Below are 16,125 nucleotides of genomic sequence, written 5' to 3'. Positions count from 1 at the left end.
TCATAACACAAGCTGCAAAAAAAAGCCAGCTAAACACTGTCTGGCGTCCGGCTTTTTCACCTCTCTTATAGCTTCAAAAACTCCTCCTCCGAAAGAATCGGCACCCCCAATTCCCGCGCCTTCTTATTCTTCGAGGACGACGACGCCACATCATTATTGATCAGATAATTCGTCTTGGACGTCACGCTTCCGGTCACCTTGCCGCCGCGGCGCTCAATCAGCTCCTGCAGCTCTTTCCGGTTTTTGAAATGTTCCAGCGAACCGGTAATGACGAAATTCATCCCGGCGAATGCCTCATCTGCACCCTCACTGCTTTCTTCGTCTTCTGCCTCAAAGGTCAGCTCTGCCAGCAGATGATCGACGATCGCATTATTCTTTCCATCCGAAAAGAATGCCGTCCACGCCTGCGCCAGAACTTCCCCGATTCCATCAATCTCGACCAGCTCTTCCACGGTGGCATGGCGCATCGCCTCAAAATCATTTTTAAAATGACGGCAAATCATCTTGGCATTTGCCAGACCGATGCCTGCAACGCCCAGACCGTACACCATTCTCGGCAGGGTCGTGTGGGACGCTTTCTCAGCCGCCGCAATCAGATTGTCATACGATTTCTGCCCGAATCCGTCCATCTCAACGATCTCTTCCTGATGGCGGTCCAGATGGAAAATGTCCGCATACTCATGAATCATGCCGACACCGATAAATTTCTCCAGCGTCGCCTCTGAAAGTCCCGCAATATTTAACGCATCGCGGCTTGTAAAAAGAGTAAAACTCTTGATCTTCTTCGCCTGGCAGTCCGGGTTCGTGCAGTAGAGTGATTTTACATCGTTGAGCTGGCGCACCTCCGTCTGACCGCCGCACACCGGACATGCCTCCGGAATATCCCGGACGCCGCTGCGCGTCAGGTTATCCGCGATCTGCGGAATGATCATATTTGCCTTATAAACCGTAATCCGGTCGCCTGCCCCCAGCTCCAGCGCCTCCATGATGCTGATGTTGTGGACACTGGCGCGGCTGACCGTCGTTCCCTCCAGCTCAACCGGTTCAAATACTGCCACCGGGTTAATCAGCCCCGTTCTCGACGCGCTCCATTCAATATAGAGAAGCTTCGTCTCCTGAATCTCATCCGCCCACTTGAATGCGATCGAATCGCGCGGAAATTTTGCCGTCCGCCCCAGCGACTGGCCGTAGGCAATATCATCATACAAAAGCACCAGTCCATCCGACGGCGTATCATTTTCCGCAATCGCCTCAGAATACATTTTGACCGTCTCCGGCAGCGTCTCTTTCGTCACCTCATGGTACTCTACGACCTCAAACCCCTGTGTTTTCAGCCACTCAAACTGCTCTTTCCGCGAATTTTTGAAATCAATGCCATCCGCCTTTACAAGGCTGAACGCATAAAAATGGACCTGTCTCTGCGCTGTGATTTCGCTGTTTAACTGACGCACCGAACCGCTGCATAAGTTTCGCGGATTCTTATATTTCGCATCGACATCCTCGATCTGCTCATTGATCTTCTCAAAATCCGAATACCGGATGATCGCCTCACCGCGCAGGATAAGCTCACCCTGGTAGGAAATATTTAACGGCACATTGACGAACGCCTTTGCATTTGCCGTGATAACCTCGCCGATCTCACCATTTCCACGCGTAACCGCCTTGACAAGTGTTCCATTCTGATAGGTCAGGACGATCGTCAGACCGTCCATCTTCCAGGATAAAAGCCCGGTCTGCCCGCCGAGCCAGTCTGCCAGCTCTTCCACGCTCTTCGTCTTATTTAACGAAAGCATCGGTTTCTCATGGCGCTCCTTCGGAAGCGCACTGACTACCTCATATCCTACATTCTGCGTCGGGCTGTTCGCAAACACAATTCCCGTCTCTTTCTCCAATGAAACCAGTTCATCATAAAGCTTATCATACTCAAAGTTGCTCATGATCTCCCGGCTCTCCTGATAATAGGCGCGCCCTGCTGCCCGCAGCGTCCTAATCAGCTCCCGTATCCGTTTTGTCTTGTCCTCTGCCATCTATCTGACTCCACCTTTCCCATCGCTCTCTCCAACTGCCTCTGAATGCGTTTTCAAGCATTTCTATGCAACCTCATATGTGAACCTGCACTGACTGCCAGACAACATTGTCTCAGCCATTCTTCTTCCCGTTCAAAATATCTTCTAATTTCTGTCTCTCTGCCGCTGTCACTTCCCGGTACTCGCCTGTTTTCAGCCCATCCAGCGTAATGTTCAGCATCCGGACGCGTTTTAACGTCTGCACCTGGTACCCCAGCGCCTCGCACATCCGGCGGATCTGGCGGTTGAGTCCCTGGGTCAGGATGATCCGGAAACTCGTCTTCCCGGTCTTTTCCACCTCACAAGGACGGGTAACCGTATCTAAAATCTTCACTCCTGCGCTCATCTTCCAGACAAACTCACTATCAATGGGTTTATCCACCGTTACCAGATATTCCTTTTCATGTCCGTAACGAGCCCTTAGAATCCGGTTGACCAGCTCGCCCTCATTCGTCATGAGAAGCAGCCCTTCTGAATCCTTGTCCAGACGCCCGATCGGGTAAATCCGGACCGGATAATCTAAAAATTCTACGATATTTTCTGCCCGATCTTTATCAGAAGTCGTGCAGACAATCCCCCGCGGCTTATTGACCGCTAAAAGCACCGGCGCATCCTTGCCGGACACCGCTACGCCATCGCACGCCACGCGCTGTCCCGGCATCAGCTTCTGCCCGACCTCTGCCACGCGCCCATCGATCGTCACACGCCCGTCCGCGATCCGCCGATCCGCCTCCCGCCGGGAGCAGATGCCCGCCTCGCTCAAAAAGCGGTTTAAACGAACACCTTCCGCTGGAATCCGGGATTCCTGCTTTTCACTTGGCTGTACTCTCTTGTATGATTTATCATTTTGATTTTTTTGCATTTTATTCATCTCATTTCGATTTATTGTGCCGTAGGATTCCGGCAACCAAAGTATAAAAATTATAACATTTTCGTCCATGGGGTTCAAACAGTTTTCGAAAGAATAAAGAATGTTTCATAGGGTACACTTTCCTATGAAATAAAAAGACCCATAGCACGTTCACTATGAGTCTTTCTTAAACACATATCCTGCTTACTGAATAAACATCGCATCCCCAAAACTAAAGAACCGGTATCTCTGCCGGATCGCCTCTTCATACGCCGTGAGCACGTGTTCTCTGCCTGCCAGTGCGGATACCAGCATGACGAGTGTGGACTCCGGCAGGTGGAAGTTTGTGATCAGGCAGTCCAGAATCTTGAACTGGTAGCCTGGATAAATGAAAATGTCGGTCCAGCCGCTGCATGCGCGGATCGTGCCGTCCTCGGCTGCTGCGGATTCCAGCGTCCGGCAGCTTGTCGTACCGACACAGATAATGCGTCCGCCATTTTTCTTCGTCTCATTAATCATATTAGCAGCGTCTTCTTCGATGCGGTAAAACTCCGAATGCATATGATGATCTAAAACATTTGAAACCTTGACCGGTCGGAAGGTTCCCAGACCCACATGGAGTGTCACATGCGCGATCTTCACTCCCATCTCCTGAATCTGTGCCAGCAGTTCCTTGGTAAAATGAAGTCCGGCAGTCGGAGCAGCCGCGGATCCCTCATGTTCTGCATAAACGGTCTGATAACGGTTTTTATCTTTCAGACGGTGTGTAATATACGGTGGAAGCGGCATCTGGCCAAGCTGGTCAAGAATCTCCTCGAAGATCCCCTCATAGGAGAACTGAATCAGACGATTTCCCTCTTCTACCACATCAATGACGGTTCCTTTTAACAAACCATCGCCAAAATTAATTACGGTTCCCGGTTTTGCCTTTTTGCCCGGCTTTACCAGCGTCTCCCAGATATCGTTCTCACGGCGTTTCAGAAGAAGAATCTCGATGTGTGCATCCGTTCCCTCCTTGCTTCCGATCAGACGCGCCGGGATAACCTTTGTGTCATTGATCACCAGGCAATCGCCCGGATGAAGATAATTGACAATATCCTTAAACACCTTATGCTGCATCTCACCCGTCTTTTTATCCAGCACTAAAAGCCGGGAAGAAGAACGATCTTCCAGCGGATCCTGTGCAATTAACTCCTGCGGTAAATCATAATAAAAATCTTTTACATCCATTCTTTGTGCCTCTTTGTCTTTCTATATCTGTACTTTCACTTTATTAAATCTATCTGTTTTATATCTTATATGCTATCAACCATTTCTCTATACTCCGGCATGTCCGCTTTTCAGCTTTCCATACCTTAAAAACTTTATTTTTCCAGCCAGACGAATTCAATAAAGCATTTTAAGGATTTGACGCAGCCGGTTCTGACTCCTCCTGCATATAAGATGCGCCCTGTTTCATAAATTCCACGCGCTCTTTCAGCGCTTCATCCTGCTCCATCGCCGCATCCATTGCTTCATCCGTCTGCTTGCTGAGAAGGCGCACATCCTCATTGACCGACAGCTCTTCAAAATACTGCGTCAGCTCTTCGGACATTTTCCCGTCATCGATCTGCCAGCTTCCGTCCTCCGCCCGGATCGCATAGATCCGCACCAGACTCGGCGCCGGTGTCTCCACGCCCGTATACAAAATCTCATAATACACATACGCTGCCATCTCGCCGTCCCTAAGCCCCGGCGTCGTATAACATTTCACATTCTGGTACCCGGAAATGTACTGCTTCTGTTCTTCAAATTCCTGACGGTAGTGTTCTTCCTCACTCGTATCCTGTGAGGTAAACAACTTCACAAACGTATCCATATCACAGTCGGAAACCGCCTGAAAATAAGTATTCATCAGCTCTGTGAGCCCCGGCTCGCCATTCTCTGTCAGAATACATCCGCCAAAGTCCTGAATATATTCTTTCGTGTCCGGCTCAATCACCATTCCAGATCCGCCTGTATCCACCATTTCTGCCGGTAAGCCATCCTTTTTCCCCAGAATGTTTGTTATTTTCCCGGAAAACATCGCCACCGCGCCAATCAGAATCAATACAATCACCGCCGCAAGCAGCATCACATAGCGGCGCAGTTCCCAGTCCGTTCCGTTCTTCCGGCTGCGTCCCGGTTTCTTTTTCGGTTCTCCCACCCGACCGCCTCCTGACTTATTCGATTGTTAATATTATAGCGGTGATTTGGTTACTCGGCAAGCGGTATTTCCGAAAAAAAACTTGCAATTTTCTAAATATTATAGTATCATACAAGTAATGCGTCTGTAGCTCAGTGGATAGAGCGCCGGCCTCCGGAGCCTGAGGCGTAGGTTCGATTCCTATCAGACGCATTCTTAAAAAGCGACAGCGGAGATATCTCAGCCGTCGCTTTTTGTGTTATTCATGATAAAAGGAGGACTCTTTCCGTGGAACTCATACACGTTTCTGGAAATACAGACTGCCTGCTTGGCAAAACAGCCGTCGGCATCTACCGCATCGACGACACCCGCTGCATCCTGTTTGACAATGGTTACTCAAAGGAATATGACGAGCTGGTCGGCTCTCTAAAAGACGCCGGGCTGACCCCGGCGGGGCTGATCGTTTCCCACGCGCACATCGACCATCATGGAAACAGCAAACGCCTGCGCGAAGCCTTTCAGATTCCACTGGCTATGTCGCTTGGCGAAGCCGGGCTGATCGCCTCCCAGGCGGCGCTGGAACGGTATACCAATTATTTCGGGCGCTCCGAGGAGGAAAAGATTTCCATCGACACCGAGCAGCGCTGCCCGGTTGACTGTATCATCCAGCCGGAGGATACTTCCGTGACACTCTGCGGCGTAACCTTCCCGGTTCACCATCTGCCAGGGCATTCCCTCGACCACATCGTCATCGGCACACCGGACGGCGTCTGCTTTGCCGGAGACGCGCTTTTAACCGAAAATGTCCTGCGTCACGTCAAGCTTCCATACTGCGACCACGTCGGTCTGGATCTGGAAAGCAAGGAAGCAATCACAAAACTGCCTTACCAGCACTGGATTTTATCGCACAAAGGTCCATTTGATGGCAATATCCGGGAACTGGCGGACAAAAATATGGATCTTGTCCGTCTGCGTCTCGCAGAGCTGGCAAAGCTTTTGCAGAGACCGATGACGCGTGATGAATTTTATCAGGCAAGCCGACGTCTGATCGGAATGCACATCGGTACCTACGACCAGCTCATCCGTCAGGAACGCCACCTGCGCCCATATCTGGAACAGCTGGTGATCGATGGGACGGCACGGCTGGAAGTAAAGAATGACACCATATATTTTTGTTTGAATGAATAAACTCTTTCTGCATGAATTTTCACTCTCCTGTTGTTATCGTTTCCGAAAATACACACACGCCCCTGCAAATCCCAAGATTCCCGCTCCCATCACGGCGAAGCGGGAATATGTTTTTAACAGCACCAGAATACGTTCCCACGATGCCCCCGCCACCGCGCCGGCTCCGATGAGCACCGTATTCCAGATAAGACTGCCCGCTGTTGTCAGAAGGAGAAACGGCAGCAGTTCCATCTTTGCCATCCCCGCCGGAATCGAGATCAGGCTTCGGATGATCGGAACGAACCGGCAAAAAAAGACGGCTGACCGTCCCGTTCTCTCCAGCCATCCGTCTGCATCTTTCACATCTTCCGCTTCTACTCCCAGCCGTTTTCCCCATGCCCCGCCCAAAAATGCATAAAACTTCTGCACGGGAATATGCCGCCCCAGCTCATACAGAATCAGCGCCCCCAGCACCGAGCCCGCCGTCGCTGCCAGAACTGCCCCGGCTATGTTCATCCGTGTATATGTTGTCATAAATCCACCAAAGGTTAAAATCACTTCCGACGGGATCGGCGGAAACAAATTCTCAATTAGAATCAGGGCAAACATTCCCGCATATCCGTATGAACTTAAAAGTTCCAGCACTATATCACGCATGATATATCGCACTCCACGTTATTTCCACATATTCTATTTATTTTATGCGGAACGGAAAAAATCCAGGCATCTAATTTTCATTTTTCATGCCCGGATTTTAATTAAACCTAGAGAATCATCACATCCCCCACGGCCCCTGTGTCCGAGAACTCTGTCCACTCGCACACATTGACCGCATGATCGGCGATTCGCTCCAGGTACTTGGCAACCATCAGCACATCCACCGCCACATCGGATTTGTCTCCATCTTTTTTCAGAAATTCGATGACTTCCCGTTTGACACGCTCAAAAAAGGCATCAATCAGGTCATCTCTCTGCTCAAAGGTTTCTGCGGTTTCGGTATCACGCTCGATGAAAGCGCGAATTGCATCTTTAACCATCGTTTTTACATTTGCCACCATCGCCGGAAGGTGTTTGCTCACAAGACCGTAATCCGCTGCCTCTAAGCGCAAGGACAGATCGGCAATATCCGCTGCCTGATCGCCCATCCGCTCCAGATCGGTCACAACCTTCAGCGCCGTCGAGATATGGCGCAGATCACTGGCAACCGGCTGCTGCTTTAACATCAGCGTCAGGCAGTGTGTCTCGATCTTTCGCTCCATATTGTCCACATCCCGGTCTCCTTTGATAACCTTCTGTGCCAGCTCTTCATTATGCTCGGTAAGCGCTTGAAAACTACTGTCAATCGCATCCTGCACCATCTGGCTCATCGCGTTCAATTCCTGATTCAGCCCTTCTAACTCCTGTATAAATGCCTCTCTCGTCGCCATCCCGTATCTCCTCTCCATCTCCCCTGTTTTCTGCCCAGAAATTTTCCACTTCTGAACAGTAAACTGATTTTCTACTTATTTTTAAATCCTCAATCTTACGCCTATCATCCAAACCGTCCGGTAATATAGTCTTCCGTCTTCTTCTCCCGCGGATGCGAGAACAGATCCGTCGTCGGTGCATACTCGACTACCTCTCCCACCAGGAAAAATGCCGTATAGTCCGCAATACGGGTCGCCTGCTGCATATTGTGGGTAACGATGACAACGGTATAATTCTTCTTAAGCTCGCCCATCAGATCCTCGATTTTCAGCGTGGAAATCGGGTCCAGTGCCGAGGTCGGCTCATCCATCAGGAGAATCTCCGGCTCAACCGCCAGCGCACGCGCGATGCAGAGACGCTGCTGCTGTCCGCCGGAAAGTCCCAGTGCAGAACGTTTCAGGCGATCCTTGACCTCATCCCACAGGGCCGCGCCGCGCAGACTCTTCTCCACAATCGCGTCCAGCTCTGGCTTTCCCTTAATGCCGTGAATCCGCGGTCCATACGCGATATTGTCATAAATACTCATCGGAAATGGGTTCGGCTGCTGAAATACCATGCCGACCTTCTTGCGAAGAAGCGTCGTATCAACCTTCGGATCATAGATATCCTCGCCGTCGATCCACACCTTTCCATTGATTGTTACATTCGGCACCAGATCGTTCATGCGGTTCAATGTTTTTAAATAGGTAGACTTACCGCAGCCGGACGGTCCGATAAACGCTGTGATCTGATTTTCATATATATCCAGATTGATATTTTTTAATGCATGATTGTTTCCATAGTACAGATTCAAATCCGACGTAGAAATTTTTGTCTCCATATCATTTCCTCATTTTTTACTTTATTTTAATTTTGTCACATCAAACCGGTTGGTCAAAAATCTCGTCAGCAGGTTGATTCCCAGCACGATAATCAGAAGCACGACCGCGATTCCAAACGCCTGATCGTATTTTGCTTTCTGCATCGACAGGTAGAGCTGGATGGTCAGCGTGCCGCTCGACTCAAACAGTTTTCCAAACAGGTTTTTCGGAAGCTGGAAGCCGCTTCCGGCAGTAAACAGAAGCGCCGCCGACTCGCCCACGATACGGCCAATCGAAAGGATGACGCCGGTCAGAATACCCGGTGCCGCGCTCGGCAGCAGGATCGTCCGGATCATATACCATTTCGTTGCACCGATTCCCAGTGCGCCGCTGCGGTAGCTGTCCGGAACAGTTTTGAGTGCTTCCTGTGTGTTCCGCGTAATCAGCGGAAGCACCATCAGGGTCAGCGTGAAGGATCCGGTCAGAACCGAATAACCCAGCTTCAGCGTCATTCCGAAAAAGACCATACCGAACAAGCCAAAAATAATCGACGGAATACCGGACAGGATCTCGGTTGTAAATTCAATCGTCCGCACCAGTTTTCCCGGCTTTGCGTATTCGTTCAGATAAATGGCGGAGCCGATTCCGATCGGCGCTGCAATGATAAGGGTAATTACAATGATGTAAATCGTGTTGATGATATTTCCCAGAATACCAAAGGTGCCCTTGAGGGAGCTCTGTACCGTGGACAGAAGCTGCCAGGAAACCTGCGGCAGGCCGCGCACAAACACATACCCCATGATGCCAACTAACAGCGCGATCGCCACGCCAGCTGCCAGATAAATCAGCACTTTTAAGATATTGTCCCCGATGCGGGTGCGCTTCTGGTAAATACTTTTCATTCTATTATCAGTCATTTGCGCCGCCCTCCTTCACAAACATCCGGCTGAGCACCGTGTTGATAAACATGATAAATACGAACAGCACCAGACCGATGGTAAAGAGCACTTCCCGGTGAAGTCCCTCTGAATAAGACATTTCCGCCACGATCGCGGTTGTCAGGAAACGGACGGAGTTAAATGGAAGCGGCAGATTGACTGAACTTCCAGATACCAGGCTGATCGCCATTGCCTCCCCGATCGCACGTCCGCAGCCTAAAACCACCGCCGTGATGATGCCGGAGTGCGCCGCCGGAACGATTACTTTGAAAATCGTCTGGATATGCGTTGCACCGAGCGCCAGCGATGCGCTTTTTAAATGTTTCGGGACTGCCCTAAGCGACGCTTCACTGATATTGATGACGGTCGGAAGAATCATGATTGCCAGAACCAGAACCGCCGATATCAGGTTCGCACCGCCGGTAAACTGATGCGTCGTGGAACCGGCAAAAATTTTCATTTCCAGCTTATACATCAGGGGATTTAAAATCAAAATTCCTAAGAGTCCGTAGATAACCGACGGAATACCTGCTAAAAGCTCAACTGCCGGGCGGACCACTGCCGCTACCTTCGGCGGCGCAACCTCTGCCAGAAAGATAGCGGTAAACAGCCCTATCGGAACACCGATCAGGATCGCCAGAAAGGTTCCAACGATGGAAGTTAAAATAACGTAGAGAATTCCGAAAGACGCCGGATTTCCAGTCGGCTTCCAGACGGTTCCAAATAAGATTTCCGGAACACCCACCTTAAAAAGTGCCGGGGTGCCGCTGATAATCATGTATAAGGTAATTGAAAAAACTGCCACCACTGCCAGCAGGCCGCAGGCGGTAAAAATAATTTCCGCTGCCCTCTCTACCGCTGATTTCGTGGCATGGCTTCCAAAAATGGTAAATTTCTTTTCGTGCATATGTCTCTCCTGTCTCGGATTGAACAGCGAGCCGCTTTCGGTCAAAGCAGAGTTTCCTTTCTGCGGCTTGACTGCAAGCGACTCGATATTATTTGAATCTATTCAATATTATATATATTCGTGAATTACTGATTTTTCTATCCTTACCTGTTTTCACCGGTAATTTTATCCATATTCACAAATTCCGATGCAGTTTCTTACTTCGTAGTAATCAGACCTACCGATTTAATCAGGTCATCGCCTTCTGCAGAGTATACATAGTCAAACAGCGCCTGTACCAGCTCATTCTGCTCAGAAATTTCTCCCTTGGTTGCCATAACGAATGGACGGCTCAAGAAATAGCTGCCTGCCTTGATGTTCTCCTCCGTCGGCTCTACATCATCCAGTTTAACTGCCTTAACGGTATCATCGACTACATCCAGGGAAACGTATCCGATGGAACCCGGTGTAGATGCTACTTTTGCCATAACTGCACCGGTGGAATCCAGCTCGTTTGCATATTTGCAGGCATCTTCCAGACCCAGAAGCTCCTCAAATGCGCCTCTTGTACCGGAACCTGCTTCCCGTCCGACTACGACAATCGGCATATCGCTGCCGCCTACATCCTTCCAGTTTGTGATGCTTCCGTCGTAAATGCCGGTCAGGTCATCCTTGCTCAGACCATCTACAGCGTTGGACGGGTCAACGACAACGGCGATACCATCGATAGCTACGATATTTTCAACAGCACCTTTTGCTTTCTCATCATCCTTTAATGCTCTGGAAGAATCACCGACATCACACTGACCTGCCAGCACGGACTCGATACCTGCGGAAGAGCCGGTAAATTCAGCCTGTACGGTCACGTTCGGATATTTCTCCATGAAGGTTTCTGCCAGTGCGTTTGCAAATTTCTCCATCGAGGTGGAACCTGCTAATGTGATGGAACCACTTAAATCTGCTGCATCTGCGCTGTTCTCGGTTGTATCTGCTGCTGCATCACTCTCTGCGCTGGTTTCTGCGCTTGTGTCTGCTGCACTTGTATTTGTATTGCTGGAACCACATCCTACCATTCCAGTTGCCAGAACGGCTGCTCCTAATACTGCGATTGTTTTCTGAACATTTTTCTTCATAATAAAATTCCTCTTTCCTCTCTCTTTTTTCTCTCAGAGTTTTTTATCCTTGATTTCTTACAGTACGCAGTATAAAAGATTCCTCGATTTACAGAAATCATGTTTTGGTATCGTTTATGTAAAATTTGGGTAATTTTTGTGGGAGTGAATGTAAGATATGGTTTCGGATTTGCTCTGTTTCTCTCCATGATCCGAAACGCCGCCGGACATCTCTTCGGGCTTTGCTTGAAAGTCCGGGCAGAGATCGCCGGCGGCATGATTCTGATTTTTATACTGAGTTTCATTCTGCTCTCAAACAAGGCAGGTGAATTTCCCCAGACATCCTACTTCAGAACAACCTTCTTAAAGTTTTTCTTACCTCTCTTGACAACCATTCCTTCGCCGGAAAGCTGATCCTTCTTAAAGACTGCCTTAATATCCTTTACCTGGTTTCCGTCTACAGATACGCCGCCCTGCTCGACATTTCTTCTTGCCTCGGAACGGGACGGAGCCAGACCGGATTTCTGCAGGATGGAGAGAATATCGATCTCATCACCGTTGAAATCATCCTCTGTCAGCTCGTAGGTCGGCATATTCGCTGCATTTCCGCTGGAAAACAGTGCTTTCGCTGCTGCCTGTGCCTTCTCAGCCTCTTCCTCGCCGTGTACCAGCTTGGTCAGCTCGTAAGCCAGGATCTCTTTTGCAGTATTTAACTGGCTGCCTTCCCATTTATCCATCTCATCGATCTGCTCAAGCGGCAGGAAGGTCAGCATACGCAGACATTTTAATACGTCCGCGTCAGCGACGTTTCTCCAGTACTGGTAGAACTCGAACGGGGAGGTCTTGTTCGGATCCAGCCATACAGCGCCGGACTGGGTCTTGCCCATCTTCTTGCCCTCGGAGTTTAACAGCAGGGTGATGGTCATCGCGTGTGCGTCCTTGCCAAGCTTTCTGCGGATCAGCTCGGTACCGCCTAACATATTGCTCCACTGATCGTCGCCGCCGAACTGCATGTTGCAGCCGTATTTCTGGTACAGCATGTAGAAATCGTAGCTCTGCATGATCATGTAGTTGAACTCTAAGAAGCTTAAACCTCTCTCCATTCTCTGCTTGTAGCACTCAGCCGTCAGCATGCGGTTGACACTGAAATGCGGTCCAACCTCGCGCAGTAAGTTTACATAATTCAGATTCATCAGCCACTCTGCGTTGTTGACTAAGAGCGCCTTGTCATCGGAGAAATCGATGAAACGGCTCATCTGCTTTTTGAAGCAGTCGCAGTTGTGCTGGATCGTCTCCGGTGTCAGCATCTGGCGCATATCCGTACGTCCGGACGGATCGCCGATCATGCCGGTGCCGCCGCCCAGTAATGCGATCGGCTTGTTGCCTGCCATCTGCAGACGTTTCATCAGGCACAGTGCCATGAAATGACCTACATGAAGGCTGTCTGCGGTCGGGTCAAAACCGATATAGAAAATGGCTTTTCCTTCATTGACCAGTTTTTTGATCTCTTCTTCGTTTGTAACCTGGGCGATCAGGCCTCTGGCTACTAATTCTTCGTAAATCTGCATCTTCTCTCTACTCCTTTATTAAAATTTGGGGTACAAAAAGCCCCGTCCTCCAAAAAGGACGGGGCAAAATTCCCGTGTTACCACCTTTGTTCGCAGACAGCTCGCGCCCATCTGCCTCTGCCGGTACCCTCTGATACCGTGACCGGATAACGTGTGTCTCTCACGTCGCAGCCTACCAAATCAACCGCCGCACATTTTCCACGCAGCCTTTTCATCGGATCCGATTTTAGATTCTTCGGTGCGAAGCTCCGGGATGTATTCGAATATCCGGTTCACGCGCGCCTCTCATCATCCGGCTGCTTTCTGTGCGCTCTCCTGCGGATCTCTACTTGTTCCCTTCATTGCCTTTGTAAGGTTATTGAGTATATTCTGTATTATAAGCGAAATTTATTATTTGTCAAGGCAATTTCTCAACTTCAAACTTCACGCTATAAAATTTTTACATTACTTTAAATTCAAAGCGTAAAAAGTAGTGTACATATTTATTAAATATAATTATCATATTATTACTTTAGTCACACAGTTCCCAATCTCCCAGCCACGTATCCTTAGAATAATTATATAATCTTCTATATAATTTCCCGTTTTCAACTTTATAAACATATTTTATAACATCTGCTCTAGCTATTGAACTCGATTTTTCAACAGCCACCTCTTTCTCTTGTGCAAACGCAGTCCCTGAAAAAATACATGTCATAGCAATTATTACTGCTAAAATTCTGATCGTTTTTTTCATTTTTATTTCCTCCTAATATTAATATTCTTTAATTCATTTGGTATTTCATCCAATGTTCCTATATATGTACCATTCATATATAATTCATACCCGTTTTCTGTCTTTACAAAAAAGTTATTTTTTTTGACTATATCATCTTCTTCAAAATACGGTGCATGCAACTTCAAATCAGCTACTGGTTCTATTACTATTGTACCAGACAATATAATAGCAATTAAGAAAAAGAACAACTTAATATTGACCTGTTTTTTTTGTTCTTCATTCAATATAGAAGAAATTCTAATTTTCAAAAAACTTCCATTAAAAAAAGATAGTGTTCCTCTCCTTTTTAACGCTTTTGTCCTAGACATTTTTAACAATATTTCAACATAATGAATTTTTTCTATTTCAGATAACTCATTACAAACAATTAAATCATTTCTTATTTCTAATATGTTAGAAAAATAATACCGAACTATGTATACTAACGGATTCCACCAGTATAAAAGACATAATATTTCAAAAAAACACTTTAAAAATAAATCTCTTTTAATGTAATGTCCCACTTCATGCAAGAGTACTATTTTTTTTGTTTCTTCATCTATATTCGGTATTATTATATACGGATTTTTTATACCAACAATAAATGGATCTTCTATACTATCAACTTTCAATATTGGTATTTTTTTCACTTTTTTATACTTTTTAACACGAATATACTCTATCGGTCTTATTTCTTTTATTAATTTTATAAATGATATATATGATAAACTTTTTTGCACTAAGATAAGAAAACTTCCAAGTAAACTAATCTAAAAAAGTACAGAAAAATGACTTAAAAATCCTATTTTCCCCCGCATAAAGCGACAAAGTTCTGGATATAATATTTTTATTCCTATCGTATGACTTATTCCGCAAATATCTATTGGAAAAAATAATCTTACTCCTGTTAGTACAGTGCAAAAAATAAGTAATTTTACTTCATACAAGCTATAATTTTCTTGCTTTTTCCATATATAAACCGACAAAAAACCCAATAGCAAAATTGAACTACATATTGCCGATAAAATTGATGTATATGTTATTTTCATAAAATCTCTTTTTTTCTTTTTTGAACTATACGTTCTAATTCGTCAATAACCGACTCTTCATCTACTGCTCCATTCAACAAAGCTGCTGTTATTGTATTTACAAAGGACATAGGATTTCTAGAATTTTTCATACATTTTTCTATTTTTTCTTCTATTTCTTCATCCTGAGTCTTTTTCGCTTTATATCGCCTAGCAAAAACTTTTCCAGTCTGAACTGTATCAATAACCTGAACATAACCCTTATCAAGCAATTTTCTTAACACAGTATGGACTGTTGGCGTTGTCAATTCTTTTTCAGATTCTACAATTTCTGTCACCGTCATGGGTTTTTCATACTTCCACAAAACCTGCATAACATTCATTTCTCGTTCACTTAAATAATTATTCTTCATAAAATTCCCAATCTCATAATTTATAGAAACAAAGGGAGCAACTGACGCCCCCTTTGTTTTTCACTCAAGTTCCAATACTACTAACTAATATTATCATTTCCAAGATCCACATTCCATAAATCACTCTATCTTTTTTCATTAGCTCATACCATTCAGGCGTATCTAATAATCTTGGTTTTTTAATTATATAATAATAACAAAAAATCAAAATACAAAGAAAAATTCTAACAGTTCCCACCTGATCATACCAATTTCTAATTCCCATTATGGAAGCAATTCGCTCCCCACAAAGACACAGTTCCATTAATAAAGCGGCAAACGTTGCTTCTCTTCCTTGACGGAATTCATTTGATACTCTATTCTCTTTCATTGCATCTCCCTTTTTTATTACCAATACTCATACTTGGTATAACCTGGCGTCCACCCTAATACTCCATCATTATTATAGCCATATGTATAAGATATTGTAACTTTTGCATAGTTTATGCCACCCTTTTGTGCAGCTGCTAAAACTGTTTTAGCAACAAGTGCTGCCACTGCTACCCCTGCTCCTGCTCCGCCTACCTGTCTTGCGATAAAATTAGTTATTGTCGCTAAATCTTTCATTTCTTGCAAATCAATTGTATACACAATATTTACAACGGTTCCTATAGCAGCTGTTGCTGGTAATCTTCCAGTTATACTAGATGCCCTCGAAGCACCTGTAGATCCTCCACTACCACTTTTGCTTACTTCCAATAATTCTTTAACTTCCGATCTTGAAAAACCAAAATCTTCCATTAACATATCTTCCACAACAGTTTCATCCGTTACCGAAGCATATTTATCATAAATATCTCTCAATTCATGTTGATCAATCACAACCTTTGTTGCCACTTTATCTATTGATATTCACATTATTAATGAGCA

The 16,125-nt window shown here is 46.4% G+C and carries 18 protein-coding genes and 1 tRNA gene; 2 read left to right on the top strand and 17 right to left on the bottom strand.

The features are described 5' to 3' along the window. Positions 1–65 precede the first annotated feature (65 nt). From ligA to PG862_RS08040, 4 genes are all read right to left on the bottom strand, one after another. The gene (gene ligA / locus PG862_RS08055; protein ID WP_270707060.1) at positions 66–2,027 is read right to left on the bottom strand and encodes an NAD-dependent DNA ligase LigA; all 1,962 of its coding nucleotides are present in this window, start codon (positions 2,025–2,027) and stop codon (positions 66–68) included. A 112-nt stretch (positions 2,028–2,139) separates the two neighbouring features. Beyond that, positions 2,140–2,928 (bottom strand): pseudouridine synthase, encoded by a 789-nt coding sequence (locus PG862_RS08050; protein ID WP_270252660.1) that lies wholly within the window; start codon positions 2,926–2,928, stop codon positions 2,140–2,142. A gap of 192 nt (positions 2,929–3,120) precedes the next feature. After that, positions 3,121–4,146: a tRNA preQ1(34) S-adenosylmethionine ribosyltransferase-isomerase QueA gene (queA, locus tag PG862_RS08045; RefSeq protein WP_107001497.1), complete on the bottom strand. Its 1,026-nt coding sequence runs from the start codon at positions 4,144–4,146 to the stop codon at positions 3,121–3,123. A gap of 169 nt (positions 4,147–4,315) precedes the next feature. Further along, on the bottom strand, positions 4,316–5,101 hold the full coding sequence (locus tag PG862_RS08040) for a hypothetical protein (RefSeq protein ID WP_270707059.1): 786 nt from the start codon (positions 5,099–5,101) through the stop codon (positions 4,316–4,318). Positions 5,102–5,221: 120 nt separating this feature from the next. Between PG862_RS08040 and PG862_RS08035 the strand changes: the two genes are divergently transcribed. Together PG862_RS08035 and PG862_RS08030 are read left to right on the top strand one after the other, a co-directional pair. Then, a tRNA-Arg gene (locus PG862_RS08035) sits at positions 5,222–5,293 on the top strand. A gap of 75 nt (positions 5,294–5,368) precedes the next feature. Next, complete coding sequence (locus PG862_RS08030; RefSeq protein ID WP_270707058.1) at positions 5,369–6,268, top strand: MBL fold metallo-hydrolase; 900 nt, start codon at positions 5,369–5,371, stop codon at positions 6,266–6,268. Between the two features lie 33 nt (positions 6,269–6,301). Here PG862_RS08030 and PG862_RS08025 read toward each other — a convergent pair whose 3' ends face one another. The 13 genes from PG862_RS08025 to PG862_RS07965 all read right to left on the bottom strand — a co-directional run bounded on the left by PG862_RS08025 (position 6,302) and on the right by PG862_RS07965 (position 16,077). Then, positions 6,302–6,904, bottom strand: a complete 603-nt coding sequence (locus PG862_RS08025; protein WP_270707056.1) for a DedA family protein — start codon at positions 6,902–6,904, stop codon at positions 6,302–6,304. A gap of 107 nt (positions 6,905–7,011) precedes the next feature. Further along, positions 7,012–7,674 (bottom strand): phosphate signaling complex protein PhoU, encoded by a 663-nt coding sequence (gene phoU, locus PG862_RS08020; RefSeq protein WP_118481981.1) that lies wholly within the window; start codon positions 7,672–7,674, stop codon positions 7,012–7,014. Positions 7,675–7,778: 104 nt separating this feature from the next. Continuing rightward, the gene (pstB, locus tag PG862_RS08015; RefSeq protein WP_118481980.1) at positions 7,779–8,534 is read right to left on the bottom strand and encodes a phosphate ABC transporter ATP-binding protein PstB; all 756 of its coding nucleotides are present in this window, start codon (positions 8,532–8,534) and stop codon (positions 7,779–7,781) included. A gap of 21 nt (positions 8,535–8,555) precedes the next feature. Next, complete coding sequence (gene pstA, locus PG862_RS08010; RefSeq protein ID WP_107001491.1) at positions 8,556–9,431, bottom strand: phosphate ABC transporter permease PstA; 876 nt, start codon at positions 9,429–9,431, stop codon at positions 8,556–8,558. Then, the gene (pstC, locus tag PG862_RS08005; protein WP_118684326.1) at positions 9,424–10,359 is read right to left on the bottom strand and encodes a phosphate ABC transporter permease subunit PstC; all 936 of its coding nucleotides are present in this window, start codon (positions 10,357–10,359) and stop codon (positions 9,424–9,426) included. Before pstC ends, pstA begins: the two co-directional genes overlap by 8 nt. A 197-nt stretch (positions 10,360–10,556) precedes the next feature. Next, positions 10,557–11,471, bottom strand: coding sequence for a phosphate ABC transporter substrate-binding protein (locus PG862_RS08000; RefSeq protein ID WP_118684308.1), 915 nt, complete (start codon positions 11,469–11,471; stop codon positions 10,557–10,559). Positions 11,472–11,794: 323 nt separating this feature from the next. Next, positions 11,795–13,018: a tyrosine--tRNA ligase gene (gene tyrS / locus PG862_RS07995; protein ID WP_270707053.1), complete on the bottom strand. Its 1,224-nt coding sequence runs from the start codon at positions 13,016–13,018 to the stop codon at positions 11,795–11,797. 511 nt (positions 13,019–13,529) lie between these two features. Continuing rightward, positions 13,530–13,754 carry a hypothetical protein gene (locus PG862_RS07990; RefSeq protein WP_107001488.1) on the bottom strand — a complete coding sequence of 75 codons (225 nt, stop codon included), beginning with the start codon at positions 13,752–13,754 and terminating at the stop codon, positions 13,530–13,532. Between the two features lie 2 nt (positions 13,755–13,756). Further along, a complete protein-coding gene (locus tag PG862_RS07985; protein WP_270707052.1) occupies positions 13,757–14,515 on the bottom strand; it encodes a M56 family metallopeptidase in 759 nt (252 codons plus the stop codon). Between the two features lie 30 nt (positions 14,516–14,545). Beyond that, positions 14,546–14,824, bottom strand: a complete 279-nt coding sequence (locus PG862_RS07980; RefSeq protein ID WP_147353412.1) for a hypothetical protein — start codon at positions 14,822–14,824, stop codon at positions 14,546–14,548. Beyond that, entirely contained in the window at positions 14,821–15,216 is a 396-nt protein-coding gene (locus tag PG862_RS07975; protein ID WP_107001486.1) for a BlaI/MecI/CopY family transcriptional regulator, read from the bottom strand. The genes PG862_RS07980 and PG862_RS07975 overlap by 4 nt, the downstream gene beginning before the upstream one ends. 64 nt (positions 15,217–15,280) lie before the next feature. Continuing rightward, a complete protein-coding gene (locus PG862_RS07970) occupies positions 15,281–15,586 on the bottom strand; it encodes a hypothetical protein (RefSeq protein ID WP_107001485.1) in 306 nt (101 codons plus the stop codon). A 17-nt stretch (positions 15,587–15,603) separates the two neighbouring features. Continuing rightward, positions 15,604–16,077, bottom strand: a complete 474-nt coding sequence (locus PG862_RS07965) for a hypothetical protein (protein WP_270707047.1) — start codon at positions 16,075–16,077, stop codon at positions 15,604–15,606. Between the last annotated feature and the right edge of the window lie 48 nt (positions 16,078–16,125).

The sequence above is a fragment of the Clostridium fessum genome (assembly GCF_027698965.1).
Classification (GTDB): domain Bacteria; phylum Bacillota; class Clostridia; order Lachnospirales; family Lachnospiraceae; genus Otoolea; species Otoolea fessa.
Note: the sequence above shows the minus strand (reverse complement) of the source record. Positions and strands in the feature narration are given on the sequence as shown.